Below are 25,761 nucleotides of genomic sequence, written 5' to 3'. Positions count from 1 at the left end.
AAGACTGGCACGTCCCACCGACAGATGCGCGCAGATATTCGGGCCTGGGCAAGGTCAGCGGCCCATGTCACGTTCGACGCATGAAGGCTGTCCCGATCTTAGTGGCGCTCCTCATGGCGCTGTCCGGTCTCACCGCCCTGCCCGCCCACGCGGGCGGCGGCCTCGCGCTGGAGGTGCTCTCCAGCCGCGCCGACCAGGTGAGCGGCGGCGACGCCCTGCTGAGGGTAAGACTCGCCCCGCGGCTGAAAGTGCTGCGCAACGGCGAGGACGTGACCTCGGCCTTCGCCCCCGACCCGGGCGGCAGGACGGCGACCGGCCTGGTGACCGGCCTGCGCTCGGGCGAGAACCTGGTCACCGCGACGGCGCGGCCGTACCGGGACGTGCTGCGGCTGCGCAACCACCCGATCTCGGGACCGATCTTCTCGGGCCCGCAGCAGTACCCGTTCGTCTGCAAGACCGAGCGCACGGGCCTCGGCCCGCCCGTGGCCGACAACCAGGACCGGCAGGGCTACCGGGTCGAGGGCGGCTGGAGCAAGGACTGCTTCGCCCCGTCGGTCACCGACCGGATCTACCGCTCGACCGGCGGCCAGTGGAAGCCGATGCCCGCCGAACGCCCGGCCGACATGTCCACGACGAAGCTGCTCGACGGGCGCACCGTCGACTTCGTGGTCAAGCGCGAGCGCGGCGTCGTCAACCGCTTCCTCTACTCGATCGCGGTCGTGGAGGGCGGCTGGAACCAGCGGGCCATGTACCGCTTCGACGGCGGCGTCGCGATCGGCCGCGACCAGGGCACGCTCGGCGGCAGCGCCCTCGACCCGCACGGCCTGGGCCTGGGCTACGCGATCCTGCACTCCTCCGGCACGCGTACCTCGACCCACTACAACCTGATCGTCGGCGGCGAGACCGCCCTGATGGTCAAGGAACGCTTCATCGAGCTGTACGGCAGGCCGCTCTACACCGTGGGCGTGGGCGGCTCGGGCGGCGCCATCCAGCAGTACGTCTACGCCCAGAACCACGGCGACCGGATCATCGACGCCGCCATCCCCCAGTACTCCTATCCCGACATGGTCACCCAGACCATCCACATCGGCGACTGCGAGCTGCTCGAACGCTACATGGACGCCACCCCGCGCTGGGCGAACTGGAACTCCAGGACCGCCCTGATCGGCCTGAACGCCAGCGACACCGTCGCCAACCCCTACACGAGGCAGCCGGGCGCCAGCGAGTGCGTGATCGGCTGGCGCGGCCTGACCCCGCTGGCCATGAACCCGAAGTGGACCGACGACAACGACCCCGAGTGGGCCAAGATGGACCCGCCGGGCGTCAAGGACACCGTCCACTGGACCCACTGGGAAGACCTCAAGAACGTCTACGGCGTCGGCCCCGACGGCTACGCCCGCTCCCCCTGGGACAACGTCGGCGTGCAGTACGGCCTGAAGGCCCTGCGCGACGGCGTCATCACGCCGGAGGAGTTCCTGGACGTCAACGAGAAGGCGGGCTCGTGGAAGGAGTCGCGCGACATGGTCCAGGAGGGCTGCCCGTTCGTCCCGGCCGCCTGCCCGGCCGACTGGGACCCGTGGAGCGCCCGCAACATCGGCCCCGGCCGCAGGGCCGGCGACCCGGTCGCGATCCGCAACGTCGAGCGCAGCGGCCTGGTCTTCAGGGGCGACATCGACATCCCGGTCATCGACTGGCGCCACTACCTGGAGGACCAGCTCGACATGCACAACAGCCACCAGTCGTTCGCCTCGCGGCGGCGGATGCTCGACCATGACGGCGACGCCGGCAACCAGGTGATCTGGTTCACCGACGCCCGGCCTGACGGGCCGCGCTTCGACCAGACGCCGCAGGCGCTGGAGGTCATCGACGCGTGGATGGCCAACATCCGCGAGCGCCCGTGGCGCGGGGTGTCCGGCAACAAACCGCCGCTGGCGGTGGATCGCTGCTTCGCCACCGACGGCACGCAGATCGCGGCCGGCCGCGGCGTGTGGAACGGCATCCTCGACCGCCGCGAGCCGGGCGCCTGCACGAAGGCGTTCCCGCTGTACTCGACGAGCCGGATCGTCGCGGGCGGCCCGATCGAGGGCGGGGTCTTCAAGTGCCGGCTGCAGCCGGTCGCCAAGGCGATCGCCCGCGGCCTGTACGGCACGTGGAACCCGGCCCCCGCCGAGCGCGCCCGGCTGGACGCGGTCTTCCCGGCGGGGGTGTGCGACTACTAGCCGAGCGCCACCTCGACGGTGAGCGACTCTCCCGGTTCCAGGACGAACTCCTCGACGTTGCCGGCGCCGCAGAGGTCGTCCTGGGCCAGCCGTACCAGCGCCACCTCGGGGCCGGTGACGGTCAGCCTGGACACCTCGGCCCGCATCGACTGCTTGGCCTCGGACTTGGCCTTGCGCACCCGGCGCAGGATCTCCGAGGCCACGGTCAGCACGGCGGGGTCGCCGGCGCCGGGGGCGGCCTGCGGCCACGCGGCCCGGTGGACCGAGCCCTCGCGCCACCACGACCAGACCTCTTCGGTGACGAACGGCAGGAACGGCGCGAACAGCCGCAACTGCGTCTCCAGCGCCCGCCGCAGCGCCACGATCGCCGAGGCGTCCCCCTCGTACGCCCGCGCCTTGACCAGCTCCAGATAGTCGTCGCAGAACGACCAGAAGAACCGCTCGGCGACCTCAAGGGCCCTGGTGTGGTCGTAGGACTCGAAGGCCCGGCCCGCCTCGCCGACGGCCTCGTCCAGCGCGGCCAGCATGGACAGGTCCAGCGCCTCGGTCACCTCGCCGCCGACCTCGCCGAAGCCGAGCACGAACTTCGAGGCGTTGAGGATCTTGATGGCCAGCCTGCGGCCGACCTTGAGCTGGCCGGGGTCGAAGGCGGTGTCCACGCCGTAGCGGCCGTTGGCGGCCCAGTAGCGCACGGCGTCGGAGCCGTACTGCTCCAGCAGCGCCATCGGGGTGACGACGTTCCCCTTGGACTTGGACATCTTCTTGCGGTCGGGGTCGAGGATCCACCCCGACACCGCCGCGTCGCTCCACGGCAGGCCGCCGAACTCCAGGTGCGAGCGGGTCACCGTGGCGAACAGCCAGGTGCGGATGATCTCGTGCGACTGCGAGCGCAGGTCCATGGGGAAGACCCGGCGGAACAGGTCGTCGTCGGTCTCCCAGCGGCCGGCGAGCTGCGGCGTCAGCGAGGACGTGGCCCAGGTGTCCATGACGTCGGTGTCGCCGGCGAAGCCGCCGGGCACGCCGCGCTGGTCCTCGGTGTAGCCGGGCGGCACGTCCGAGGACGGGTCGATCGGCAGCATCTCCTCCGGCGCCAGGATCGGCTCGTCGTGCAGCCGGTTGCCGGAGCCGTCGAGCTTGTACCAGACGGGGAACGGCACGCCGAAGAAGCGCTGCCTGGAGATGAGCCAGTCGCCGTTGAGCCCTTCGACCCAGTTGTCGTAGCGCACCCGCATGTGCGGCGGATGCCACTTCAGCTCCCGCCCGCGCTCCAGCAGCCGCTCGCGCAGCGCCTGGTCGCGCCCGCCGTTGCGGATGTACCACTGGCGGGTGGTGACGATCTCCAGCGGCTTGTCGCCGCGCTCGTAGAACTTCACCGTGCGCTGGACGGGCTTGGGCTCGCCGTCGAGGTCGCCGGACTCGCGCAGCATCTCCACGATCCGCTCGCGGGCGCTGTGGACGGTCTTGCCGGCCAGTTCCTTGTACGGCTCGCCGTCCACGCCCTCCGGCGGCTCGGGCAGCAGGCGCCCGTCCCAGCCGATGACCGACCGCGTGGCCAGCCCCAGCTCGCGCCACCAGGTGACGTCGGTGACGTCGCCGAAGGTGCAGATCATCGCGATGCCGGAGCCCTTGTCCATCTCGGCCAGGCGGTGGGCCACGATCGGCACCTCGACGCCGAACAGCGGCGTGAGCACACTCGTGCCGAACAGCGGCTTGTAGCGCTCGTCGTCGGGGTGGGCCACCAGCGCCACGCAGGCGGGGATGAGCTCGGGCCGGGTGGTCTCGATGAAGACCGGCCCCTGGTCGCCGTAGAAGGAGATCCGGTGGAAGGCGCCAGGCCACTCGCGATCCTCCAGTTCCGCCTGGGCGACGGCGGTGCGGAAGGTGACGTCCCAGAGCGTCGGCGCCTCGGCGAGGTAGGCCTCGCCGCGCGCGAGGTTGCGCAGGAAGGCGCGCTGCGACACCGCGCGGGAGTCGTCGCCGATCGTGGTGTAGAGCAGCGACCAGTCGACCGACAGGCCGACGCGCCGCCAGACCTCCTCGAAGGCCTGCTCGTCGATGGCGGTCAGCTTGTGGCACAGCTCGACGAAGTTGCGCCGCGAGATGGGGATCTCCCGCTTGCCCGGCTTGTCCGGTGGAGCGAACTCCGGGTCGTAGGGCAGGGAGGCGTCGCCGCGCACGCCGTAGACGTTCTGCACCCGGCGTTCGGTGGGCAGGCCGTTGTCGTCCCAGCCGATCGGGTAGAAGACCTCGTAGCCCGCCATCCGCTTGTAGCGGGCCATGATGTCGGTGTGGGTGTAGGAGAAGACGTGTCCGACGTGCAGCGAGCCGGAGACGGTGGGCGGCGGGGTGTCGATCGAGAAGATCTCCGGCCGCTCACGGGTACGGTCGAAGCGGTAGACGCCTTCGTCCTCCCAGCGGGCTACCCATACCTGCTCCAGGCCGTCGAGAGTCGGTTTCTCCGGCATGGCGGCATGGCGTAGTCGCTGTTGAGTCATGCCTCCTTATGGTACGGCTTCGCACGGCTCGCAGAAGCTAGAGACTAGTGTTCGTTACATAGGCGAAGGAGTGATCAGGATGGCGGACGACAAGCCGGATGTCGCGTGGCGGGTGATCGGCGGTCTGGTGGGTCTGGTGACGGCCTGGGCGGCCAGGAAGCTGCTCGGGATCGTCTGGGTCAAGGCGACGGGCAAGGAGCCCCCGATCGACTCGGAGTCCCCCGAGGTCAGCATGGGTGAGGCCATCGGCTACGCGGTCGTGATGGGCGTCGGCATGTCGGTGGCGCAGATCGTGGTCAACAAGACCGCGAAGAAGCGCTACGACGCCTGGAAAGCGCTCAAGACTCCAAAGCCGTGAGAAACTCGCTGGCCCAGCGGTCGACGTCGTAGGTGGCCACCCGGCGCCGCATCGTGCGCATGCGCCGGGCCAGCTCGTGCGGCGAGGCGTTCATGGCGGCCATCATCTCCCGTTTGAGTCCCTCCACGTCGTACGGATTGACCAGGTACGCCGAGCGCAGCTCGGAGGCGGCCCCGGCGAACTCGCTCAGCACCAGCGCGCCCTGCAGATCGTGGTGGCAGGAGACGTACTCCTTGGCCACGAGGTTCATCCCGTCGCGCAGCGGCGTCACGACCATGATGTCGGCGGCCAGGTAGAGCGCCGCGAGTTCCTCCCGGTCATAGGACTGGTGGAAGTACTGGACCGGCTGGGCCCCCAGCACCGAGTGCTCGCCGTTGATCCGGCCGACCTGCAGCTCGATGTCGTCGCGCAGCCGCCGGTACTCCTCGACCCGCTCCCTGCTGGGCGTCGCGATCTGCACGAACACCGCCTCGCCCGGGGCCAGGCTCTCATCGCGCAGCAGTTCCCCGAAGGCTTCGAGCCGCTGGCCGATGCCCTTGGTGTAGTCGAGCCGGTCGACGCCGAGCAGCACGTGCTCGGGGTCGCCGAGCTCGACCCTGATCTCCTTGGCCCGGTGCATGATGTGCGGCTCGCGCACGAGCGTGTCCAGCTCGGAGAAGTCGACGGAGATCGGGAACGCCTGGGTGGTGACGACCCGGTCCTCCAGGAAGATCTCGTTGCTCTTGTACGGCAGGCCGAGCAGCCGCCTGCACAGCATCCGGAAGTTGGCCGCCCCGCCGGGGAGCTGGAAGCCGACCAGGTCCGCCCCGAGCAGCCCTTCGACCAGCTCGCGCCGCCACGGCAGCCGCCAGAACAGCTCGACGGGCGGGAACGGGATGTGCAGGAAGAACCCGATGCGCAGGTCCGGCCGCATCTTGCGGAGCATCGCGGGCACCAGCTGCAGCTGGTAGTCCTGCACCCACACGACCGCGCCCTGCTCGGCGACCTCGGCGGCGGCCTGCGCGAAGCGCTCGTTGACGGTGCGGTAGGACTCCCACATCTCGCGTTCGAACACCGGCGGTGCGACCACGTCGTGGTAGAGCGGCCAGAGCGTCGAGTTGGAGAAGCCCTCGTAGTAGAGCTCGACCTCTTCCGAGGTCAGCGGGACGGGGATGAGGTCCATGCCGTCGTTCTCGAACGGCTCCAGGAGTTCGTCGGCGGCGCCGTGCCAGCCGAGCCAGGCGCCTTTGCGGCGCTGCATGACCGGGGCGATGGCGGTGACCAGTCCTCCAGGGCTTCGACGCCACGATGCCGTTCCGTCAGGCCCTACCGTGCGGTCCACCGGCAGGCGGTTCGCCACGATCAGGAACGAGCTACGGCTGGTCACCAAGGATTCCCTCCTACGACTCACTGTACGCAAGCCGCAAGGCACGGCTCACGGCGGCCGCCACCTCTTCGGTCCCCGCATGGGGGATCATCGCGGCGATGTGGGCGTCGGGCCTGACGAGCCATACCTCATCCGGCGCCGCACCGAGAGTCTCGGCCAGGGCTCCGGTCCCATCGATCTCCGCGAGCTCGCGAACGGCGAGCGGCGCCGTAGTCACCTTCCCCGGGATCTGGGCAAACAAACTCGAATCACACATTTCACCCAGGAGTAGCAGGAAACCGCTCCTGCACATCTCGCGCAGCCGTCCGCCCGGCACGGGGCAGTCGGGAAGGATCACCCCGGGCGCCGGAGCCGGGCTCTGTCCCCTGGGCGGACGCCCGGCGAAGGGGCGGCCCGGCGTGGTGAGCGGGGAGTCGACGTACCAGTACGGCTCGGCGAAGCGCCCGGAGTCGACCTCCTCGATCGCGCCCCGCTCCAGCACGTCGCGCCGGTGGGCCCGCCCGGCCTCGTCCGTGGGCACCAGGAAGCGCATGGTGGCCGTGGTGACCTCCAGGTTCTCCCGGGCGGCGGCGTGCCGTTCGTCGTGATAGGTCTCCAGCAGTTCCTCCGGCGCCCAGCCACGCAGGACTGCGGCCAGCTTCCAGGCGGCGTTCTCGGCGTCGGGCACGCCGGAGTTGAGCCCGCGGGCGCCGAACGGGGCCACGAGGTGGGCGCAGTCCCCGGCCAGCAGGACCCGTCCCACGCGCATCCGGGAGGCGATCCGGGAGTGGAAGCGGTAGACCGACTGCCAGACGAGCTCATACGGCCGGTCACCGATGATTTGCCTGATTTTTCGCGAAATATCATCTGATGTTGCGAGGTAGCCGGGCGGGACCTGCCAGTCGATCCGATACGTCGAGCCGGGACACGGGTGGATGAGGACCTGGCGGCCGGGGTTCCACTCCGGATCGAAGTAGAAGCGGCGCTCCTGCTCCCAGCCCGGCAGATCGGCCCGGATGTCGCAGATGAGGAACTGGTCGTCGAAGGAGTGCCCGTCGAAGGTGACGCCGAGCGCCTGCCGTACCCCATGGGCGCGGGCGCCCGCGCAGGCCAGCACATAGGGCGCGCGCGTCACCCGATCGCCGCAGCGGACCGTCACCTCCTCGCCGTCCTGCTCCAGGCCGGTCACCTCGTGGTCCCAGCGCACCTCGATCAGCGGCTCGGCGGCGATGGCCGCGTCGAGCAGTTCCTCGGTGCGGGCCTGCGAGATGTTGACGAACGGCGGCAGCGGGCCCTGCGCGCCGAAGCTCCACGAGAACAGCTCGCGGTCGCGGTAGTAGGTGCGCGCGGTGGTCCAGGTCAGGCCCTCCTCGGCCACCTGCGGCACGCCCAGCCACGACCAGAGGTCGAGCACGTCGCGCTGCTGGCAGATCGAACGCGAGCCCTCCAGGTCACGCGCCGGCCTGCGGTCCAGGACCAGCACCCGCAGCCCCCAGCGGGCCAGCAGCAGCGCCGCCGTCTGGCCGACCGGGCCCGCGCCGACCACTATGACTGCAGGGCCGCCCATACGTCCCTGTCCCTCTCGGCGGTCCAGATGACCGGGCGCTCGATCCCGTGCAGCTCGTCCCACAGCCGCGAGACGTCGAACGGCAGGCAGTGCTCGAAGATCGGCCAGCGTCCGTAGCGGGGCGCGAGCGCCGCGTGGGTGCGCTCGAAAGCCTCCTTGAGCGTACGGCTGCCGCCCACCTCCCTGATCATCACGTCCAGGAACTCGCGGGTCTGGGCGATGGCCGCCTCGACCCCGTCCTTGCCCGTCGCGACCGCGCCCCTGCCACCGACCAGCGCCTCCGCCCCGAACGCCGCCACCCGGTCGAGCGTGCCCGACGCCCAGTCGCGGTGGAAGGCGTCGCCGGTGTACAGGGCGGCCTGCGACTCCACGAGGTCGCCGGCGAACATGATCCGATGCTTCGGCAGCCACATCACCAGGTCGCCCTCGGTATGGCCGCGCCCGCAGTACTGCAGGACCAGCTCGCCCCTGTCGCCGCCCAGTTCGATGGTGAAACGGTCGCTGAACGTGGCGGTGGGCCAGGTCAGGCCGGGGATCGAGGCGGGTTCCTTGAACAGGCGTGGCATCCTGCCGTACTCGCTGGCCCAGTCCTGCTCGCCGCGCTCGGCGATGAGCTCGCGGGTCTTCTCGTGCGCCACGATCACGTCCGCGCCGAACGCCGACGCGCCCAGGACCCGCACCGCGTGGTAATGGGACAGGACCAGGTAGCGCACCGGTTTGTCCGTGTGCTCACGCAGCTTCGCCAGCCACTCGCGGGCGGCGACCGGGGTGGCCAGCGCCTCGAAACACACCACGAAATCCTCGCCCTCGACCGCGCCCACGTTGGGGTCGCCTTCGGCGGTGAGCGCGTAGACGCCCTCGGCCAGGACATGCAGCGTCTGCCGCTTCTCGCCCAGATCCTCCGATGAGGCGAACGGCTTGGCCATCTTCTTCCGCTCCTTCACAACAGGCGCTTCCCCGGCTCTTTCCGGCTTTCCGCTTCCCCAGCTTTTCCGCTCCCCCGCTCCCCCGCTCCCCCGTTTTCCGCTTTTTCGGGTTTTCGGGTTTTTCGCCTTTTCAGGCGTCGAAGTCCGCTGTGACGTGCTCGGTGACGGGGTGGCTCTGGCAGGCCAGCCGGTATCCGGCCGCCAGTTCTCCGGGCTCCAGCGCGTAGTTCTGGTCCATCGTGACCTCCCCCCTGCTCACCCTCACGCGGCAGGTGCCGCAGACGCCGCCCCTGCACGCGTAGGGCGCGTCCGCGCGCACCCTCAGCGCGGCGCCGAGCAGGCTCTCGTCGTCGCGCAGGTTCACGCGCGTGGTGCGGCCGTCGAGCGTGAAGTCGAAAACCGCCCCATCCGGTACGGCATGCGCCCTCGCGACCGGCTCCCCCGCGTAGAACAGCTCGTAGTGGACCCGTCCGCCTACCAGCATCCCCCTGACCGTTTCGACCAGGCCGATAGGGCCGCACAGGTAGTACTCGTCGGCCTCGCCCAGCAGGGGCAGCAGGGTGCGCATCTTGTCCGCGTCGATGCGGCCGCTGGCGATCGGCGCCTCCTGGGGCTCCTGGCTGAGGACGTGGAGGAGGTTGAGCCGGCTGCCGTAGACGTCCTTCAGGTCGGCCAGTTCCTCGGCGAACATGACCTCCCTGGCGGTTCTGTTGCCGTACACGAGGGTGAAGCGGCTGAGTGGCTCGACCTCCAGCGTGGTCGTCAGCAGGGAGATGACGGGGGTGATGCCGGATCCGGCGGCGATGGCCAGATGATGCCGCGATTTTTCCGGATATAGCGGGGTGGTGAACCGGCCGAGTGGCGGCATCGCCTCCACCATGTCGCCCGGCTTGAGCATGGAGTTGGCCCACTCGGAGAACGCCCCGCCCGGGAGCCGCTTGACCCCGATCCTGAGGGGGCCGCCGGCCGGGGAGCAGATGGAGTAGCTGCGCCGTACCTCCAGGCCGTCGAGGAAGACGCGCACGGTGAGATGCTGCCCCTGCACGAACGGCAGCCGCTCCTCGAACGTCACCGCCACCGCGTCGTCGGTCAGCCGGTCCACGGCCGCGACCGTGAGGGGCCGGAAGCGGCTCACGTCAGATCTCCTTGAAGTGGTCGAACGGCTCCAGGCACACGCGGCACGTGTAGAGCGCCTTGCAGGCGGTCGAGCCGTACCGGCTGACCAGGCGCGTCTCCGGCGACCCGCACCGGGGACACCGCGCGCTCAACTCCAGCGCGACCGCCCCCCACTCGCTCAGCTCCAGCGCGACCGCTCCCCTCTCGCTCAGCTCCAGCGCGACCGTCCCCCGGCCGCGCAGGCGGCCCGGCGGCGAGATCCCGTGCTCCCGCAGCTTCTCCCTGCCCTCGTCGGTGATCCAGTCCGTGCTCCAGGGCGGCGACAGCACCGTCGTGACCACCGCGCCGGGCAGCGCCCGGCCGATGTCCTCGCGGATGGCGTCCATGGCCGGGCAGCCCGAGTACGTGGGCGTCACCACCACCTCGAACCCACCGTCCGCCCTCTGCCTGACCTCCCTGACGATGCCCAGATCACCAAGGGTGAGCACCGGCAGCTCAGGGTCCGGCACCGCCGCGACCACCGCTCTGGCCTGCGCGAGCGTCACCATGTGGCGCCCTGGTGCTCGCGGTGCAGTGCCTGCATCTCGGCGAGGAGGGCGCTCAGGTGCTCGCTGTGCACACCTCTGCGCCCCCCATACCGCTGCCCAGTACCCTCCGGCACCGCCAGCCCCGCCTCATTCAGCACCGCCCCCACATACTCCGCCCAAGGCTCCCTGAGCACACTCACGCCCACACCCCAACCGCCCCCTTCACCCGCGTCTCCGGCATCCCCGGCGCCCTCGGCGCTCCCGGCGTCTTGGGTGTCTTGGGCGTCTTGGGCGAACAGCTCCCCGGTGAACGGCCAGAGCGCGTCCAGGGCGGCCGTCATGCGGCGGTGGCTCTCGTCGGTCCCCAGTCCGAGACGCCTGGTCCAGAGGGCGGCGTAGTCGCGGTGGTAGGCGATCTCCTTGACGCCCTTGGCGGCCACCCCGTCCTCGGGATGCGCGCCGTACACCTCGAACAGGAAGCTCGCGTACAGCAGGTGCCGCACCACCGTGTGCGCGAAGTCCCCGTTGGGCTGCTCCACGAGCAGGCAGTTGCGGAACTCCCCAGGACCGCGCAGATACGCCAGCTCGTCCTCATCGCCGACCCGCGACAACAAGGAGCGGGCCTGCCCGAGAAGGTCGAGCGAGAGGTTGGCCAGAGCGACGTCCTCCTCAAGGGTGGGCGCCCGCGTCACCCACTCGGCCAGCCGCTGCGACAGCACGAGGCAGTCGTCACCGATCTCCAGGGAGTTCACAGGTGCTTCACCCCCTCGGGCAGGTCGTAGAAGGTCGGATGCCGGTACGGCTTGTCCCCCGCCGGATCGAAGAACGCGTCCTTCTCATCCGGCGACGAGGCGGTGATCTCGGCGGCCGGGACGACCCAGATGCTCACGCCCTCCTGGCGGCGGGTGTACAGATCCCGGGCATGCCGCAACGCCAGCTCGGCGTCCTCGGCGTGCAGGCTCCCGGCGTGCACATGCGAAAGCCCACGCTTGGGCCGCACGAACACCTCCCACAACATCACCCCACCTCCCCAACCCCGGAACCGCCTTCCCACGGCACCGCCCCAGATCCCGCCACCCCATCCCCCGGCACCCCACGCGCCGCCGGCCCACGGTCCGGCAACCCCTGGTCTGACAACCCGCGGTCCGACAGCCCCAGGTCTGACAACCCCCGGTCCGACGACCTGTGGGCTGACATTTCGGGATCCGACAACCCCCGGTCTGACAACCTGCGGTCCGACACTTCGGGGTCCGACAACCCGTGGTCCGACAACCCGAGGGCCGACAACCCGGGGTCCGACAACCCGGGGGCTGACGGCCTAGGGGCTGACATTTCGAGGGCTGACTCCTCGGAGGCCTCACGGTCCGGCAGCCTGGAACCCGACGCCCCAGAGGTGAATGGGCCCGGGGTGGATGGGTGGGTGGTGGGGCGGGTCGCGTAGGCGGTGGCGGCTTCGCGGACCCAGGCGCCCTCCTCGTGGGCGCGGCGGCGGTGGGACATGCGTTCGGCGTTCATGGGCCCGTCGCCCGCCAGCACGCGCTTGAACTCCGACCAGTCGATCTCGCCGTGGTCGTAGTGGCCGCGCGCGGGGTTCCAGCTCAGGTCGGGGTCGGGGAGGGTGAGGCCCAGGATCTCGGCCTGCGGTACCAGCATGTCGATGAAGCGCTGCCGCAGCTCGTCGTTGGAGTGGCGCTTGATCTTCCAGGCCATCGACTGCGCGGAATGGGTCGACTCGGTGTCCGGCGGGCCGAACATCATCAGCGACGGCCAGTACCAGCGGTCCACCGCGTCCTGGGCCATGCGCTTCTGGGCGGGCGTACCGTGGGCGAGCGTGTAGAGGAGTTCGTAGCCCTGCCGCTGGTGGAAGCTCTCCTCCTTGCAGATCCGCACCATCGCCCGCGCGTACGGCCCGTACGAGCACCGGCACAACGGCACCTGGTTGACGATGGCGGCGCCGTCCACGAGCCACCCGATCGCGCCCATGTCCGCCCAGGTGGGGGTCGGATAGTTGAAGATCGAGGAGTAGCGCTGGCGGCCCTCGTGGAGTGCGTCGAGCAGTTCGTCGCGGTGGACGCCGAGCGTCTCGGCGGCGCTGTAGAGGTAGAGCCCGTGCCCCGCCTCGTCCTGAACCTTGGCCAGCAGGATCGCCTTGCGCTTGAGCGAGGGCGCCCGGGTGATCCAGCTGCCTTCCGGCTGCATGCCGATGATCTCGGAGTGCGCGTGCTGGGCGATCTGCCGGATCAGCGTCTTGCGGTAGGCGTCGGGCATGTCGTCGCGTGGTTCGATGCGCTCGTCCGCGTCGATGACTTCCTGAAATATCCCGCTCATCGATCCTCCTCCCACGTATAGAACCCTTTCCCCGACTTACGCCCCAGCTCCCCCGCGGCGACCTTCTCCCGCAGAATCCGGGGCGGCTCGAACCGTTCGCCGAGCTTCCGGTGCAGGTACTCGGCGATGGCCAGCCGCACATCCAGCCCCACGAGGTCCCCGAGCTTGATCGGCCCCATCGGGTGCCGGTAGCCGAGCTCCATGGCGGTGTCGATGTCCTCGGGCGAGGCGACGCCCTCTTCGACCATCCGCATGGCCTCCAGCCCCAGCAGCACCCCCAGCCGACTGGACGCGAACCCCGGCGAGTCGTTGACCACCACCCCCGTCTTCCCGATCAGCTCCACCCACCGTTGCGCCCGCCCGAGCACCTCACCCGGAGTACCGGGCGTCACAACGATCTCGACCAGCTTCTGCACCGGCACGGGGTTGAAGAAGTGCAGCCCGATCAGCCGCTCGGGCCGATCAAGCCCCGCCGCCAGTTCACCGATCGACAGCGAACTCGTATTGCTCGCCAGTACGGCCCGCTCCCCCGCCCGCGCCTCCGCCTCGGCCAGAACCTCGACCTTGAGCTTGGGATCCTCCGGCACCGCCTCGATCACCAGATCCACACCACGCGGCACCGGCCCCATCACCAGCCGACCCAACGCCTCCCCCGCACTGACCCCACCACCCCCAGAGCCGACAACCCCCGGACCAACAGACCCAGGGATGACAGACCCCGGACCGACCGCCCTTGAGCTGACCAACCCCGGGGTGTCCGTCCCTGGGCCGACAGACCCCGGACCGACAGACCCCGGACCGACAGACCCGGGGCTGACAGACCCCGGACCGACGGAGCCAGGGGTGACAGACCTCGGGTTGACCGAGGCGGGGTTGGCGGGCTGGGGGCTGGGTGGTGTGGTGGTGGGTTGACCGGTGGATTTGGATGCGGCTATGGCCAGGCCCTTGGCTATGCGGGCATAGGCGGCTTCGGATTCGGGTTCTTGGACGGTTACCTCGGCTCCGGCCGTAAGGAAGACCTGGGCTATGCCGGCGCCCATCCGGCCGCCGCCGATGACGGCCACCCGCAGGCGGCGGGGTTCCTCTGGGGGTGCGTCGGTCATCTGTTGTCCTTCCTGTTCCGGTCCAGGAATTTCCGCATACGGGCATGCTTGTCGGGGTCGTCGAACAGCACGGCCTGGGCCAGGTGGTCGGTGACCGGGTGGGCGGCAGGCGGGGCGTCCAGGACGAGCTTGGTCAGGCGGAGTGCGGCGGGTGACGTCTTCACCATGCGATCGATCAGGGCGTGGGCCGCGGCCTCCAGGGACTCTTGCTCGTGCACGGAGGCGACGAGGCGTGACGACAGCGCTTCCTGGGCGTCGATGGTGTGCCCGGCCAGCAGTACCAGCTTGGCCAGCGGCTCCCCGACCAGTTCCTTCAGCCGCCAGCACGCTCCGGCGCCGGCGATGATGCCCAGACCGGGCTCCGGGTTGCCGAACTTCGCCTGGGTACTGGCCACCCTGATGTCGCAGGCGTACGCCAGTTCCGCGCCGCCGCCCAGCGCGTAACCGTCGACCGCGGCCACCGTCGGCATCGGCAGGCGGCGGATTCGCTCGAACAGCGTGCTGTTGATGCCCTGGAGCGCCTGGTCGCGGCCGCGTTCGAGCAGTTCGGCGATGTCGGCCCCGGCGGCGAAGAACCCGTTGCCGCCGGTCAGCAGCAGTGGCCTGGGGTCGCTTTCCAGCAGGCTGCAGACCGCGTGGAGGTCGCCGACCATCTCGGCGTTGATCGCGTTGCGGGCCTCGGGCCGGTGGAGCCGCACCACGAGCCGGTCCGGCTTCTCCTCCACGAGCACGGTGTTCACCGTCGGCCCCCGGCGGCCGGGTGGATGTCAGTCATGCGGGCTCCTCACGGTTCGCGGCACAGGCAGGGGCATCGGTCAAGGCAGCGGCGACAAGGGCAAAACCTCAGAGGGGGACGATGCGGGCCGCCGCTAGAGGACGTCAGGTGCGAGAACGGGCCCGGTGGTGGTTGCGCTGGTCGATGGTGTGCTGCGGGCGGCGGCCCCAGGGCCTGACCGGGTGACAGCGGCCGGACCGGGTACCGAGGGCCGGACGGGGTGACAGGAGCCGGACGGGATGGCAGGGGCCGGACCGGGTACCCGGAGGGCCGGAGCGGGTGGCCCGTTCCCCGGCCCGGCCCCCAGGCATCACATGGCACAAGAACGGAGTGTCAGGCCGGGCGGCGGGATTGGACGATGTGGAAGCGGCCCGCCACATACCCCGGATCGGTGAGGGAGGCCGTCGCCGCCGGGTTGGCGCCGGAGCCGTGGAAGTCGCTGAACGCCGCCGACTGGTTGACGAAGATGCCGCCGGTCAGGTTGCAGGAGAGGTTGACCCCGGCCTCCAAAGCCGCCTTCTCCGCCCGGTCCAGCACATCGGGCGAGGTCGAGTACACGGCCGCCGTCAGCGCCCCGTGCGCCGAGACGGTCTCGCCGAGCAGGTTCAGCGCCGCCTCGGTCGACTCCACCGGGATGACGAAGGAGATGGGCCCGAAGTGCTCGCTGGTGTAGACGTCGGATCGCGCGGGGTCCACGCGCACGATGACGGGCGTTCTGACGGTCGCCTCCGGGAAGGTCGGGTGCTTGAGCGCCCGTGATTCCAGGACCACCTCGCCCAGCGCGGGCGCGTTGTCGACGCGGGCCAGCACGTCGGGGTTGGCCAGCGCCCCGGTCAGTTCGACCGCGCGGGCGTCGTCGCCGAGGAGTTTGCCGACCGCGGCGGCGATCCCGGCGGCGACCTCGTCGAAGCTCTTGTGTCCTTCGTCGGTGTCGATGCCGGCGGCCGGGATGAGGATGTTCTGCGGCGCGGTGCACATCTGGCCGCTGTAGAGCGACAGGGAGAAGGCGAGGTTGCCGAGCATGCCCTTGTAGGCGTCGGTGGAGTCGAGGACGACGGTGTTGAGTCCGGCCTTCTCGGTGTGGACGAGCGCCTGGCGGGCGTTGGCCTCCAGCCAGTCGCCGTAGGTGGTGGAGCCGGTGAAGTCGACGATGCGTACGCCGGGATGGACGGCCAGGTCGGTGGCCAGGCCCACGCCCTCCTCCACGGCCAGTTGCACGAGGCCGGGGTCGAAGCCCGCCTCGGCCAGCACCTCGCGGGCGATCTGGACGGAGATGGCCAGCGGCAGGATGGCGCGCGGGTGGGGCTTGACGATGACGGGGTTGCCGGTGACGAGCGAGGCGAACAGGCCCGGGTATGAGTTCCAGGTCGGGAAGGTGTTGCAGCCGATGACGAGCCCGATGCCCCGCGGCACGACGGTGAACTTCTTCTCCATCACCAGCGGGTCGCCCTTGGCCGGCTTCTCCCAGCGCGCCGCGGTGCCGGAGGCGGTCATGGCGGCGTAGCCGTACGCGATGGCCTCGAGCGCGCGGTCCTGGGCGTGCGGGCCGCCGGCCTGGAAGGCCATGACGAACGCCTGGCCGCTGGTGTGCTGCACGGCGTTGGCGAGCTCGAAGGAGCGCTTGTTGATCCGGCTGACGATCTCGACGCAGGCGAGCGCGCGCGCCTCGGGCCCGGCGTCGCGCCAGGCGGGCAGCGCCGCCTTGGCGGCGGCGATCAGGGCCGCGACGTCCGGCCGCGGGTAGGTGACGCCGAGTTCGATCCCGTACGGCGAGCGTTCCGCCCCGACCGGGTCACCGGAGGACGGCTGGTCGGTGGGGAAGGGTCTGCCCAGATAGCCCTCGAACGCTTCCTTGCCCCGCTCGGCGGCACCCTCTCCGTAGACGCGGGGGCTCGGCGACTCGGGATAGGCGCTCCAGTAGCCCCGTTCCGAGATCGCGGAGAGCGCCTGGTCCAGGGTCTCGCGGTTCTGCTCGAACATGTTGTCCCTCTCTTGACAGGGATCCGCCGGACGTGAAGTGTTTACCGAACATTCGGTCAGTTGACAAGGGAGACTTCCGTTGGAAAGCGCGCGTCGTATGCTCGCCGCCGACACGGCCTCCAAGGCACTGGGCATCGAGCTACTCGATCTGGCGGAGGGCCGGGCGACCTGCCGGATGGCGGTGACCGCGGAGATGGTCAACGGGCACGGCCTGTGCCACGGCGGATACGTCTTCCTCCTGGCCGACACCGCCTTCGCCTGCGCGTGCAACACCTACGGCCCGGTGACGGTCGCGGCCGGGGCGGAGATCACCTTCGTCTCCCCCGCCCGGGAGGGCGACGTGCTGACCGCCGCGGCGGCCGAGCGCACGCGTTACGGACGCAGCGGAATCTACGACATCACGGTGACGGGTTCCGGCGGCCGGGTGGTCGCGGAGTTCCGCGGCAGAAGCAGGGAGCTGCGGTGAAGCAGGAAGATGCGGTGAAGCGGGGAGATGTGGTGAAGCAGGGAAATGCCGTGAAGTGGGGAGATGCCGTGAAGCGGGGAGATGCCGTGAAGCGGCCCATGGACACGGCCGGAGCGCCCGCGCCGGAGGACCTCGATCCCGCGGAACGGCTTTCGCGTGACGAACTGGCCGCGTTGCAACTGGAGCGCCTGCAGTGGACGCTCAACCACGCCTACCAAAACGTCCCGTTTTATCGTCATAAATTCGACGAACAAGGCGTCCACCCCCGCGACTGCAAAGAACTCGCCGACCTCGCGCAATTCCCCTTCACCACCAAGCAGGACCTGCGCGACACCTACCCGTTCGGCATGTTCGCCGTCCCCCGCGAGCAGGTCGTCCGGATCCACGCCTCCAGCGGCACCACCGGCAAGCCCACCGTCGTCGGCTACACGCGCGACGACATCGACACCTGGTCCGGCGTCATGGCCCGCTCCATCCGCGCCGCCGGCGGCCGCCCCGGCCACATCGTGCACGTCGCCTACGGCTACGGCCTGTTCACCGGCGGCCTCGGGGCCCACTACGGCGCCGAGCGGCTCGGCTGCACCGTTGTGCCGGTCTCCGGCGGCATGACGCCCCGGCAGGTCCAGCTCATCAACGACTTCCGGCCCGAGGTCATCATGGTGACCCCGTCGTACATGCTGGCGCTTCTCGACGAGTTCGAGTCGCAGGGCCTCGACCCGCGCGCCAGTTCGCTCAAGGTCGGGATCTTCGGCGCCGAGCCGTGGACCGAGGAGATGCGCAAGGAGATCGAGGAGCGCTTCGACCTGCACGCGGTCGACATCTACGGCCTGTCGGAGGTGATGGGGCCCGGCGTCGCGCAGGAGTGCGTGGAGACCAAGGACGGCCTGCACGTCTGGGAGGACCACTTCTACCCGGAGACGGTCGACCCGTTCACCGGCGAGGTCGCCGAGGCGGGCGAGCTGGTCTTCACCTCGCTGACCAAGCAGGCGCTGCCGATCATCCGCTACCGCACCCGTGACCTGACCAGGCTGCTGCCCGGCACCGCGCGGCCGGCGTTCCGGCGCATGGAGAAGGTGACCGGACGCACCGACGACATGATCATCCTGCGCGGCGTGAACGTCTTCCCCACCCAGATCGAGGAGATCGTGCTGCGCACGCCCGGCCTGTCGCCGCACTTCCAGGTGCACCTGACCCGGCCGGAGCGGCTGGACGTGATGACCGTCAAGGTCGAGGCCAGGCCGGGCTTCGAGGGCCGCGGGGAGGCCGCCGCCGCGCTGCGCGGGGCGGTCAAGGACACGGTCGGGGTGAGCGTCGAGGTGGAGATCGTGGAGCCGGAGACGTTGGAGCGATCCGTCGGCAAGCTCAAACGGGTCATCGACAGACGGGGTAAGACGGGATAATTGACCATATGGCCACCACATCCCGTCAGCGGAAGCGCGGACACGACCCCGAGTCCGTCTTGTCCATCGCCGTGGGCGTCTTCAACGAGCGCGGCTTCGACGGGACCAGCATGGAGGACCTGGCCCGCGCGCTCGGCGTCACCAAGTCGGCCATCTACTACCACGTGCCCGGCAAGGAGCAACTCCTCGCGCGGGCGCTGGACCGGGCACTGGACGGGCTGTTCGAGGTGGTGGCCGACGAGCGGGCCGGCACCGGTCCCGCGATCGAGCGTCTCCAGTGGGTGGTACGGCAGAGCGTCCGCATCCTGGTGGACCGCCTGCCGTACGTGACACTGCTGCTGCGGGTGCGCGGCAACAGCGCGACCGAGCAGCAGGCGCTGGACCGGCGGCGCGAGTTCGACCGGTTCATCGCGCACCTGGTGAAGGAGGCGGCGGCCGACGGCCAGATCCGGCCCGACCTGGACCCGGCGCTGGTGACGCGGCTGTTGTTCGGGACGGTGAACTCCATCACCGAGTGGTACCAGCCCGGCAGGGGCGGCACGGCCGACGAACTGGCCGACGCGGTGCTGAAGATGACGTTCGACGGCCTGCGCGTCTGAACGCGGCTCAGGGGTCCAGGGCCCGCTTGCCGGGCGTCGGCAGCGCCTGCTTGCCCCGCAGGTCGTTGCGGATCGCCTCGCTCAGCCGCTTGGTGGCGGCCCGGTTGAGCGCGCCCCCGGCGACGGCGCCGGTGAGGAACGGCCCGAGCGTGGTCAGGTGCCGTCCCAGGACCTTGAGCAGCCGGTTGCGCAGCGCGGTCTTGGTGGCGGCGCCGATCGCCAGCGTCACCGTGGCCGGCGCGAAGGGGTCGATTCCGCGCTGCCTGGCCCAGGCCGCGGTGAAGGCGACGGCACGCTGGGTGCCGGTTCCCTCGACGCGGACGCCGTAGACCTCGTGCAGCTCGGCCAGAAGTTTGACTTCGACGGCGGCCACGACGATCGTCTCGGCGACCAGCTGGGCCGGCGCGGAGAGCAGGAGGGGTGGAGCGGCGAACTCGGCGGCGGCCAGTGCCCCGCCGATGGCGCCGACGGTCATGGTGGCCTTCTGGGCGGTGCGCACCAGGTCGTCGGCGAGTTGCTCACCAGTGAGGCCGTGATGGTGCTCGGAAAGTGTCTGCAGGTCCCTGATGGGGATGCGGGGCGCGATGCTGAGGAACACGTCGGCGAGCCATCGGCCTCGGCTCTCGCCGCTCTTGCGTGCCTTCCTCGCGCCTGCCGCGAGAGATTGGGCTAGTCGGCCGAGCAGCTTGCGCCGCTCGGCCGGCTCCAGCTCACCGGGTTGGGAGAGCTTGCCCACGATCTCGCCGATCTCCCTGTCGGGCTCGGCGTTCTCCTTGTCAGGTGCTGCCACGGTGCCTCCCAACTAGGCGGCGCACTCCCGGCAGACCTGCTGGCCGTTCCGCTCGGAGGCCAGCTGGCTACGGTGGTGCACCAGGAAGCAACGCGAACACGTGAACTCGTCGGCCTGGCGCGGTATCACGCGCAGGGAGAGCTCCTCGTTGGACAGGTCGGCACCGGGCAGCTCGAGCGACTCGGCGAGATCGGTCTCGTCGATGTCGATGCTGCCGGACGACTTGTCCGTGCGCCGCGCCTGGAGTTCCTGGAGGCTGTCCTCCCCCAGGTCGTCATCGGTCTTGCGCGGGCTGTCGTAGTCGGTAGCCATTGTGCTTACTCCATCCCCCTCATCTATATGTCTTCGCGCTCGTCGCGCGTGGTCTAACGTCCGGGACGTTCATCTTGTGCCCGTTCCTCGCGGGAGATTTTGCATCGGATACCCGCGAGAAGAGGTCGACGAACCTCCCAACACGTCATGACGCGCCGCCGACGGCAATGGTTAGCCAAATATGGCTAAACCCACAGCCTTGGCGTCTTGCGCCACCGTGTTCGACGGCACATCCAACCACATGTACGGCGCGAACGAGACGCCCGCGGTGGATCAACACGCCGGGATCAACGACCAGGAAGCCGAATGGTCACGACAAGTCCCCCACCATCACGTGGAACAGCGGCGACGTTTCCGCCGTGCGCCTGCACCACAGCACGGACGATCGAAAGCCCGAGTCCCGATCCCTTCGCCGAATCCACACGGTCCGCATGGAGCCTCCTGAACGGCTCGAACAGGCTGTTCACCTCGTACGCCGGGACGTGCTGCCCGGTGTTGGCCACCTGAACAACCAACGCCCCGTCCGCCATTCCCGTTCGGATCCAGACTTTTCCGTTATCGGGAAGGTTGTACTTGACCGCGTTCTCCAGCAGATTGCTCACGCACCGCTCCAGCAACACCGGATCCCCCACGGCGCCCGCCGGACTCAGTTCTGTGGTGACTGTCACACCGTGTTCCTCGGCGAAGGGCATCACCTGCTCCACCGCGGTCTGCGCCACGTCCTTGATGTCGAGCGGCTTGCGCACGGCCAGCTCGCGTTCGCTCCTGGCGAGCAGCAGCAGCCCCTCGATGAGCTTCTCGTTGCGCGCGTTGACCTCCAGGAGGGTACGGCCCAGCGCCTTCAGATCCTCCGAGGCCCCCGGGTCGCCCAGGGCGATCTCCAGGACCGTCCTGTTGATGGTGAGCGGCGTGCGCAGTTCATGGGAGGCGTTGGCCACGAAGCGCCGCTGGGTGTCGAAGGCGACGTTGAGCCGGGTGAGCATGTCGTCGAAGGTGTCGGCCATCTCCTTCAGCTCGTCGTCGGGGCCCTGCAGGGCGATGCGCTGGTGGCTGAGGTTGCCGTCGGAGAGCTTGCGGGCGGTGGCGGTCATCTTGCTGACCGGCCGCAGCGCCCGGTCGGCCACGAAGTAGCCGATGATCACGGCGAAGATGCCGACGCCGACCAGGGCCATGATGCTGCTGCGCAGCATCGCCTCCTGGATGTTCTGCCTGGTCTGGGTCTGCACCGCCCGCCACTGCGCCTCGGCGATGGTCGCCTCGATGGGCGCCACGCCCCGCAGGTTCAGGTTGGGCCACTCCGTGTCGACCGTGGAGCCGGCGATCGTGTACAGCGACATCACCACGACGGCGGCGGCGACGAAGAACATCCCGCTGTAGGCGATCGTGAGGCGCCAGCGGACGCTGACCTTGCCGGGCAGGTCCCAGAGGGACCCCTGCGGTGCCGAACCGAGGTACTCGGGAGGAGGCGGACCATCCCACGACGGCGCCCCGCTGGGCGAGGGCGCCTTCCTGCCTTCGGCCCGCTCCGAGTGCGGGCTGATCATGGGGTGGGTCGGCACCGGTTCGCTCACAGCTTGTATCCCACCCCGGGTACGGTCTCGATCACCTGCGGCTCTCCCAGCTTCTTGCGCAACGTCATCATGGTGACCCGCACGACGTTGGTGAACGGGTCGATGTTCTCGTCCCATGCCTTGTCCAGTAGGTCTTCCTGCGAGACGACGGCGCCCTCGGCTCGCATCAGCTCTTCGAGCACCGCGAACTCCTTCTTGGTGAGCACGACCTCCTTGCCGTCGCGCTCCACCAGCCGCTTGCCCGGGTCCAGCCGGATGCCTCCCCGCTCAAGGACCGGCGGCAGCGCCGGCGCGGAGCGCCGGCCCAGGGCCCGTACCCTCGCCACGAGCTCCACGAACACGAACGGCTTGGCGAGATAGTCGTCGGCGCCCAGCCCGAGCCCTTCGACCTTGTCGTCCACGTCGCCAGAGGCGGTCAGCATCAGGATGCGCGACGCGGTGCGCTGCGCCACCAGACGGCGGCACACCTCGTCCCCGTGGACGACCGGAAGGTCACGGTCGAGCACGATCACGTCATAGTCGATGTAGGAGGTACGCTCCAGCGCTCCGCCCCCGTCGTAGGCCACGTCCACGGCCATGGCCTCGCGGCGCAGCCCGGTCGCGATCGCGTCGGCGAGCACCCGCTCATCTTCGACCACCAGCACTCGCACGGTGTGCACACCTCTCTCCGGTCCCGGCTCACATTCTCCGCACACGACGATAAGCGCACGGTAAGGCATGTGTGAGCACGCGAGCCGCAAGCCGCGGCCAAATCCATGTTTCGGGAACGGAGGGTCCGGGGTATGCCGTCGGGACCACCCGCTGACGTGTGCTCGCGGGTTTTCGCGCGCTCTTTGCGACCCCCCTGAGAGAGAAGGTGAGATGGGCGAGTTCACCACTACGATCGAACGCCGCCTCGACCAGGCATATCGTGGCCTGAAGGAGGCCAAGTGCTCCGGCGACGACTACCTCGCCGACACCCTCAACGCCGAGATCGAGGACCTGCGCCGCCTGGCGGACGACCACGGGGTGCCGTTGCCTCGCTGACCACCGGAAGCACGAATCGGCCGGAGCCCCGCAGCGGGGCTCCGGCCGTTTCACGTGCGCGTCAGGCGTCCCGCTCCGGGTTCAGGGGCGCGAGCAGGCCGTGCAGGTCCTCGAACAGGCCGGGGCCCGCGCACAGCGTCAGCTCGGTGTTCGGAGCCTTGCCGCGCAGGCCGCCGATCCTGGCGCCGGACTCGGCGGCGACGAGCCCGGCCGCCGCCCAGTCCCAGTAGTTGACGCCGCGCTCGTAGTAGGCGTCCACGCGGCCGGCGGCCACCGAGCACAGGTCCGTGGCGCAGGAGCCGCCCCGCCGGATGTCGCGCACCCTGGGCAGCACCGCCGCGAGCACCTCCCCCTGTACGGCCCGCCGCTCCGGCGAGTATCCGAACCCGGTGGCGACCAGCGCCCTGGACAGCGGCACGTCCCGATTGCAGGCGAGCCGGGAGCCGCCGAGCCAGGCGCCCTCGCCGAGCGCGGCGGTGAACACCTCGCCCCTCGGCACCACGTTGACGACCCCGGCGACGATCTCGCCGTCCACCTCGACCGCGATGGACACGGCCCAGTCGGCCAGGCCGTACAGGAAGTTCACGGTGCCGTCGATGGGGTCGACGACCCAGCGCACGCCGCTGGAGCCCGGGGTGGCGCCGCCCTCCTCGCCGAGGATCATGTCGTCGGGGCGGGCGGCCAGGATGCGGGCCCTGATGAGCTCCTCCGAGGCCTTGTCCAGCGCCGTGACGACGTCGGTGGGGCTGGACTTGGTCTCGACCACCGCGGACATCGCGGGCCGCTCGGCGAGCAACATGGCGCCCGCCTCCCTGGCGATGTCCTCGGCAAGCTTGAGGAAATCAGTCCTGAAATCAGTCATGCGACCGAGTCCGGGCGCTTCCACTCCTGGCCGAGGACGTGCTGGGCGAGGAAGGCCAGGACGGTCTCGTACCAGGCGACGGCGTTGCCGGGCTTGAGGATCCAGTGGTTCTCGTCGGGGAAGTACAGGAACTTCGACTCGACCTCGCTGCGCTGCAGGTCCCACCACAGGCGCAGGGCCTCGCCGATCGGCACCCGGTAGTCCTTGTCGCCGTGGATGACGAGCATCGGGGTGCGGATGTCCTTGAGGCCGTGGTGCGGGGAGAGCTTGGCGTAGCGCTCGGAGCCGGGCTCGCCGAACTCGCGCTGCCAGTACATGGCGGCGTCGGTGGTGCCGGCGAACTGGTCGAGGTTCCACAGCGAGGCGTGGGTGACGACGGCCTTGTAGCGGTCGCTGTGGCCGGCGACCCAGTTGGCCATGTAGCCGCCGTAGGAGCCGCCCATCGCGCCGGCGCGCTCGCCGTCGACGTCGGGGCGGGCGAGGGCGACGTCCACGATCGCGTCGAGGTCGGCGAGCGTGCGCGGGCCCCAGTCGCCCCATCCGCGGTCGATCATCCGCTGGCCGTAGCCGGTGGAAAGGCACGGATCGGGCAGCAGTACGGCATAGCCGTGCTCGGCCATGATCCACGGGTTCCAGCGCCACTGCCAGTCGTTCCAGGAGGCGACGGGTCCGCCGTGGATCCAGAGCATGAACGGCGCGGGGTCGTCGGCCGAGGCGCCCTCGGGCAGCACCAGCCAGCCGCGGATGGTCGCGCCGTCGTCGGCGGTGGCGGAGATCTCGGTGAGCGTGCCCTTGACCTCGGGCCGCTCGGCCGGCGAGGGCAGGTCGGTGACCTGGCCGCCGGGCAGGTCGATGCGGGCGGGCCCGGCGGGGAAGGACACGGAACTGCGCAGCGCGTAGACGGAGCGGCCGTCGGCGGCGGGGTTGAGCGCGAGGTAGGCGTCGTCGTCGCGGGTGAGCCGGGAGGCCGCGCCGCCGATCGGCACCAGGAACGCCGGGCGGCGGCCCTGGTGGTCGGCCACGATGTACACGGACGCGGAGTCGGGCGCCCAGGCCACGTCCGCCGGGAACAGGTCGGGGGCGTGGGTCTGGCCCTGGCCGGTGGCCAGATCGCCGATCCACAGCTCGGTGCGGGCCGACAGGTCGAGCGCGGTGTGCCGGTCGCGGGCGGCGGCGACCTTGATGCCGTCGGGCGAGACGGCCAGCGGGCCGGTGAAGTCCTGGCCCTCCTCGGTCACGACGGTGCGCCGCTCGCCGGTGGCCACGTCGATGGCGACCAGGTCGGTGCGCTGCTGCCCGCCGGGCAGGTACGTGGTCCAGGTGCTGACCACGGCGGCGCCGTCGGGGGTGAGGTCGAAGGAGGCGTTGACCAGCGCCCGTCCGGCGTCCGGCGTCAGGTCGCGCACCTCCGCCAGGCGGTCGCCGCTCAGCCGGCCGGCGAACAGCCGGGGGCCGCCGGGGCCGAGGTCGTGATCCCAGTAGCGGACGGGGTAGCCCTCGTGCAGGATCGCGCTGATGCCGGCGTCCTTGCGGGCCTTACGCCGCTCCTCCTCGGTGGACTCCTCGCCGGTGAGCACGTCGGCGGAGAAGACGACCACGTCGCCGGCGGTCTTGAAGGCGCCGATGCCGCCGGGCCTGTTGGCGATCTGGCGGGCCTCGCCGCCCTCGCGCGGCAGCAGCCACAGCGCCGGGACCTCCTCCTCGCCGTCCTTGACCGTCGGGTCGGGGCGGGCGGAGGTGAACAGCACGTCGCCGGCGGCGGTGAAGTCGGCCGAGCTCTCTCCCTTGGCCGAGCGGGTCAGCCGGTAGGGGGCGCCGTCGACGGGGATCGCCCAGAGCGCGGTGCCGAAGGATTTGCCGTCCGGATTGAGCGACTGGACCACCGACACCAGCCGCGAGCCGTCAGGGGACAGCTTGAGCGAGAGAACCCGAGGGATGGCAACATAGTCGCGAATGTCGTTGAATGCGCTCACCCGATCGAACCTACCTCAGCGCC

The 25,761-nt window shown here is 70.1% G+C and carries 22 protein-coding genes and 3 pseudogenes; 6 read left to right on the top strand and 19 right to left on the bottom strand.

Features of this window, described 5'->3' with window-relative positions:
* Positions 1–80: 80 nt before the first annotated feature.
* Positions 81–2,219: a DUF6351 family protein gene (locus ACFWYW_RS04945; protein ID WP_379609723.1), complete on the top strand. Its 2,139-nt coding sequence runs from the start codon at positions 81–83 to the stop codon at positions 2,217–2,219.
* Here ACFWYW_RS04945 and valS read toward each other — a convergent pair.
* On the bottom strand, positions 2,216–4,714 hold the full coding sequence (gene valS, locus ACFWYW_RS04940) for a valine--tRNA ligase (RefSeq protein ID WP_379609722.1): 2,499 nt from the start codon (positions 4,712–4,714) through the stop codon (positions 2,216–2,218). The genes ACFWYW_RS04945 and valS overlap by 4 nt on opposite strands.
* A gap of 79 nt (positions 4,715–4,793) precedes the next feature.
* Between valS and ACFWYW_RS04935 the strand changes: the two genes are divergently transcribed.
* Positions 4,794–5,072: a DUF4235 domain-containing protein gene (locus tag ACFWYW_RS04935; protein WP_379609721.1), complete on the top strand. Its 279-nt coding sequence runs from the start codon at positions 4,794–4,796 to the stop codon at positions 5,070–5,072.
* On the opposite strand, the gene ACFWYW_RS04930 is transcribed toward ACFWYW_RS04935, so the two are convergent.
* From ACFWYW_RS04930 to paaN, 12 genes and pseudogenes are all read right to left on the bottom strand, one after another.
* Positions 5,053–6,438 (bottom strand): trehalose-6-phosphate synthase, encoded by a 1,386-nt coding sequence (locus tag ACFWYW_RS04930; RefSeq protein WP_379609720.1) that lies wholly within the window; start codon positions 6,436–6,438, stop codon positions 5,053–5,055. The two genes, ACFWYW_RS04935 and ACFWYW_RS04930, sit on opposite strands and share 20 nt — an antisense overlap.
* A 13-nt stretch (positions 6,439–6,451) precedes the next feature.
* On the bottom strand, positions 6,452–7,984 hold the full coding sequence (locus tag ACFWYW_RS04925) for an FAD-dependent monooxygenase (RefSeq protein ID WP_379609719.1): 1,533 nt from the start codon (positions 7,982–7,984) through the stop codon (positions 6,452–6,454).
* Positions 7,963–8,910, bottom strand: coding sequence for an MBL fold metallo-hydrolase (locus tag ACFWYW_RS04920; RefSeq protein WP_379609718.1), 948 nt, complete (start codon positions 8,908–8,910; stop codon positions 7,963–7,965). The genes ACFWYW_RS04925 and ACFWYW_RS04920 overlap by 22 nt, the downstream gene beginning before the upstream one ends.
* Positions 8,911–9,040: 130 nt before the next feature.
* Positions 9,041–10,045: a 2Fe-2S iron-sulfur cluster-binding protein gene (locus ACFWYW_RS04915; protein ID WP_379609717.1), complete on the bottom strand. Its 1,005-nt coding sequence runs from the start codon at positions 10,043–10,045 to the stop codon at positions 9,041–9,043.
* A 1-nt stretch (position 10,046) separates the two neighbouring features.
* Positions 10,047–10,574 carry a 1,2-phenylacetyl-CoA epoxidase subunit PaaD gene (paaD, locus tag ACFWYW_RS04910; RefSeq protein ID WP_379609716.1) on the bottom strand — a complete coding sequence of 176 codons (528 nt, stop codon included), beginning with the start codon at positions 10,572–10,574 and terminating at the stop codon, positions 10,047–10,049.
* A complete protein-coding gene (gene paaC, locus ACFWYW_RS04905; RefSeq protein WP_379609715.1) occupies positions 10,568–11,305 on the bottom strand; it encodes a 1,2-phenylacetyl-CoA epoxidase subunit PaaC in 738 nt (245 codons plus the stop codon). Before paaC ends, paaD begins: the two co-directional genes overlap by 7 nt.
* Positions 11,302–11,571, bottom strand: coding sequence for a 1,2-phenylacetyl-CoA epoxidase subunit PaaB (gene paaB / locus ACFWYW_RS04900; protein WP_379609714.1), 270 nt, complete (start codon positions 11,569–11,571; stop codon positions 11,302–11,304). The genes paaC and paaB overlap by 4 nt, the downstream gene beginning before the upstream one ends.
* A 410-nt stretch (positions 11,572–11,981) precedes the next feature.
* Positions 11,982–12,881 (bottom strand): annotated as a pseudogene (gene paaA / locus ACFWYW_RS04895) (1,2-phenylacetyl-CoA epoxidase subunit PaaA); the annotation flags it as partial.
* Positions 12,878–13,492: pseudogene (locus tag ACFWYW_RS04890) on the bottom strand (3-hydroxyacyl-CoA dehydrogenase family protein); the annotation flags it as partial. The pseudogenes ACFWYW_RS04890 and paaA, both read right to left, overlap by 4 nt.
* Before the next feature lie 354 nt (positions 13,493–13,846).
* Positions 13,847–13,984: pseudogene (locus ACFWYW_RS04885) on the bottom strand (3-hydroxyacyl-CoA dehydrogenase NAD-binding domain-containing protein); the annotation flags it as partial.
* A complete protein-coding gene (locus ACFWYW_RS04880) occupies positions 13,981–14,724 on the bottom strand; it encodes an enoyl-CoA hydratase/isomerase family protein (protein WP_379609713.1) in 744 nt (247 codons plus the stop codon). The gene ACFWYW_RS04880 and the pseudogene ACFWYW_RS04885, both read right to left, overlap by 4 nt.
* Positions 14,725–15,092: 368 nt before the next feature.
* Entirely contained in the window at positions 15,093–16,739 is a 1,647-nt protein-coding gene (paaN, locus tag ACFWYW_RS04875; RefSeq protein WP_379609712.1) for a phenylacetic acid degradation protein PaaN, read from the bottom strand.
* Between the two features lie 97 nt (positions 16,740–16,836).
* Here paaN and paaI point away from each other — a divergent pair, with 97 nt between their 5' ends.
* The 3 genes from paaI (at position 16,837) to ACFWYW_RS04860 (ending at position 19,204) form a co-directional block, all read left to right on the top strand.
* Entirely contained in the window at positions 16,837–17,205 is a 369-nt protein-coding gene (gene paaI / locus ACFWYW_RS04870; RefSeq protein WP_379609746.1) for a hydroxyphenylacetyl-CoA thioesterase PaaI, read from the top strand.
* Positions 17,206–17,303: 98 nt separating this feature from the next.
* A complete protein-coding gene (gene paaK, locus ACFWYW_RS04865; RefSeq protein ID WP_379609745.1) occupies positions 17,304–18,605 on the top strand; it encodes a phenylacetate--CoA ligase PaaK in 1,302 nt (433 codons plus the stop codon).
* Between the two features lie 8 nt (positions 18,606–18,613).
* Positions 18,614–19,204, top strand: coding sequence for a TetR/AcrR family transcriptional regulator (locus ACFWYW_RS04860; RefSeq protein ID WP_379609711.1), 591 nt, complete (start codon positions 18,614–18,616; stop codon positions 19,202–19,204).
* Between the two features lie 7 nt (positions 19,205–19,211).
* On the opposite strand, the gene ACFWYW_RS04855 is transcribed toward ACFWYW_RS04860, so the two are convergent.
* The 4 genes from ACFWYW_RS04855 to ACFWYW_RS04840 form a co-directional block, all read right to left on the bottom strand.
* Positions 19,212–19,994, bottom strand: coding sequence for a hypothetical protein (locus ACFWYW_RS04855; protein ID WP_379631957.1), 783 nt, complete (start codon positions 19,992–19,994; stop codon positions 19,212–19,214).
* Positions 19,995–20,006: 12 nt separating this feature from the next.
* Positions 20,007–20,306 carry a DUF4193 domain-containing protein gene (locus tag ACFWYW_RS04850; protein WP_090929286.1) on the bottom strand — a complete coding sequence of 100 codons (300 nt, stop codon included), beginning with the start codon at positions 20,304–20,306 and terminating at the stop codon, positions 20,007–20,009.
* 287 nt (positions 20,307–20,593) lie between these two features.
* Complete coding sequence (locus ACFWYW_RS04845; RefSeq protein WP_379609709.1) at positions 20,594–21,877, bottom strand: sensor histidine kinase; 1,284 nt, start codon at positions 21,875–21,877, stop codon at positions 20,594–20,596.
* On the bottom strand, positions 21,874–22,527 hold the full coding sequence (locus ACFWYW_RS04840) for a response regulator transcription factor (protein ID WP_184971867.1): 654 nt from the start codon (positions 22,525–22,527) through the stop codon (positions 21,874–21,876). Before ACFWYW_RS04840 ends, ACFWYW_RS04845 begins: the two co-directional genes overlap by 4 nt.
* A 211-nt stretch (positions 22,528–22,738) precedes the next feature.
* On the opposite strand from ACFWYW_RS04840, the gene ACFWYW_RS04835 reads away from it, so the two are divergent.
* Positions 22,739–22,903, top strand: a complete 165-nt coding sequence (locus ACFWYW_RS04835) for a hypothetical protein (protein WP_184971869.1) — start codon at positions 22,739–22,741, stop codon at positions 22,901–22,903.
* A gap of 61 nt (positions 22,904–22,964) precedes the next feature.
* Here the strand turns inward: ACFWYW_RS04835 and ACFWYW_RS04830 are convergent, their stop codons facing one another.
* Together ACFWYW_RS04830 and ACFWYW_RS04825 are read right to left on the bottom strand one after the other, a co-directional pair.
* A complete protein-coding gene (locus ACFWYW_RS04830) occupies positions 22,965–23,765 on the bottom strand; it encodes an inositol monophosphatase family protein (protein WP_379609708.1) in 801 nt (266 codons plus the stop codon).
* On the bottom strand, positions 23,762–25,738 hold the full coding sequence (locus tag ACFWYW_RS04825) for a prolyl oligopeptidase family serine peptidase (protein ID WP_379609707.1): 1,977 nt from the start codon (positions 25,736–25,738) through the stop codon (positions 23,762–23,764). Before ACFWYW_RS04825 ends, ACFWYW_RS04830 begins: the two co-directional genes overlap by 4 nt.
* Between the last annotated feature and the right edge of the window lie 23 nt (positions 25,739–25,761).

The organism is Nonomuraea sp. NPDC059023, assembly GCF_042740095.1.
Lineage (GTDB): Bacteria > Actinomycetota > Actinomycetes > Streptosporangiales > Streptosporangiaceae > Nonomuraea.
This window is presented reverse-complemented; position numbering and strand designations above follow the sequence as displayed.

What these genes read in the sequence shown, in the direction of transcription:
- paaK (WP_379609745.1), top strand. Translation starts at nt 17,304, where the DNA reads ATGGACACGGCCGGAGCGCCCGCGCCGGAGGACCTCGATCCCGCGGAA.
- paaI (WP_379609746.1), top strand. Translation starts at nt 16,837, where the DNA reads ATGCTCGCCGCCGACACGGCCTCCAAGGCACTGGGCATCGAGCTACTC.
- ACFWYW_RS04850 (WP_090929286.1), bottom strand. Translation starts at nt 20,306, where the DNA reads ATGGCTACCGACTACGACAGCCCGCGCAAGACCGATGACGACCTGGGG.
- ACFWYW_RS04935 (WP_379609721.1), top strand. Translation starts at nt 4,794, where the DNA reads ATGGCGGACGACAAGCCGGATGTCGCGTGGCGGGTGATCGGCGGTCTG.
- ACFWYW_RS04925 (WP_379609719.1), bottom strand. Translation starts at nt 7,984, where the DNA reads ATGGGCGGCCCTGCAGTCATAGTGGTCGGCGCGGGCCCGGTCGGCCAG.
- valS (WP_379609722.1), bottom strand. Translation starts at nt 4,714, where the DNA reads ATGACTCAACAGCGACTACGCCATGCCGCCATGCCGGAGAAACCGACT.
- ACFWYW_RS04835 (WP_184971869.1), top strand. Translation starts at nt 22,739, where the DNA reads ATGGGCGAGTTCACCACTACGATCGAACGCCGCCTCGACCAGGCATAT.
- ACFWYW_RS04860 (WP_379609711.1), top strand. Translation starts at nt 18,614, where the DNA reads ATGGCCACCACATCCCGTCAGCGGAAGCGCGGACACGACCCCGAGTCC.
- ACFWYW_RS04830 (WP_379609708.1), bottom strand. Translation starts at nt 23,765, where the DNA reads ATGACTGATTTCAGGACTGATTTCCTCAAGCTTGCCGAGGACATCGCC.
- ACFWYW_RS04920 (WP_379609718.1), bottom strand. Translation starts at nt 8,910, where the DNA reads ATGGCCAAGCCGTTCGCCTCATCGGAGGATCTGGGCGAGAAGCGGCAG.
- paaB (WP_379609714.1), bottom strand. Translation starts at nt 11,571, where the DNA reads ATGTTGTGGGAGGTGTTCGTGCGGCCCAAGCGTGGGCTTTCGCATGTG.
- paaD (WP_379609716.1), bottom strand. Translation starts at nt 10,574, where the DNA reads ATGGTGACGCTCGCGCAGGCCAGAGCGGTGGTCGCGGCGGTGCCGGAC.
- ACFWYW_RS04945 (WP_379609723.1), top strand. Translation starts at nt 81, where the DNA reads ATGAAGGCTGTCCCGATCTTAGTGGCGCTCCTCATGGCGCTGTCCGGT.
- paaN (WP_379609712.1), bottom strand. Translation starts at nt 16,739, where the DNA reads ATGTTCGAGCAGAACCGCGAGACCCTGGACCAGGCGCTCTCCGCGATC.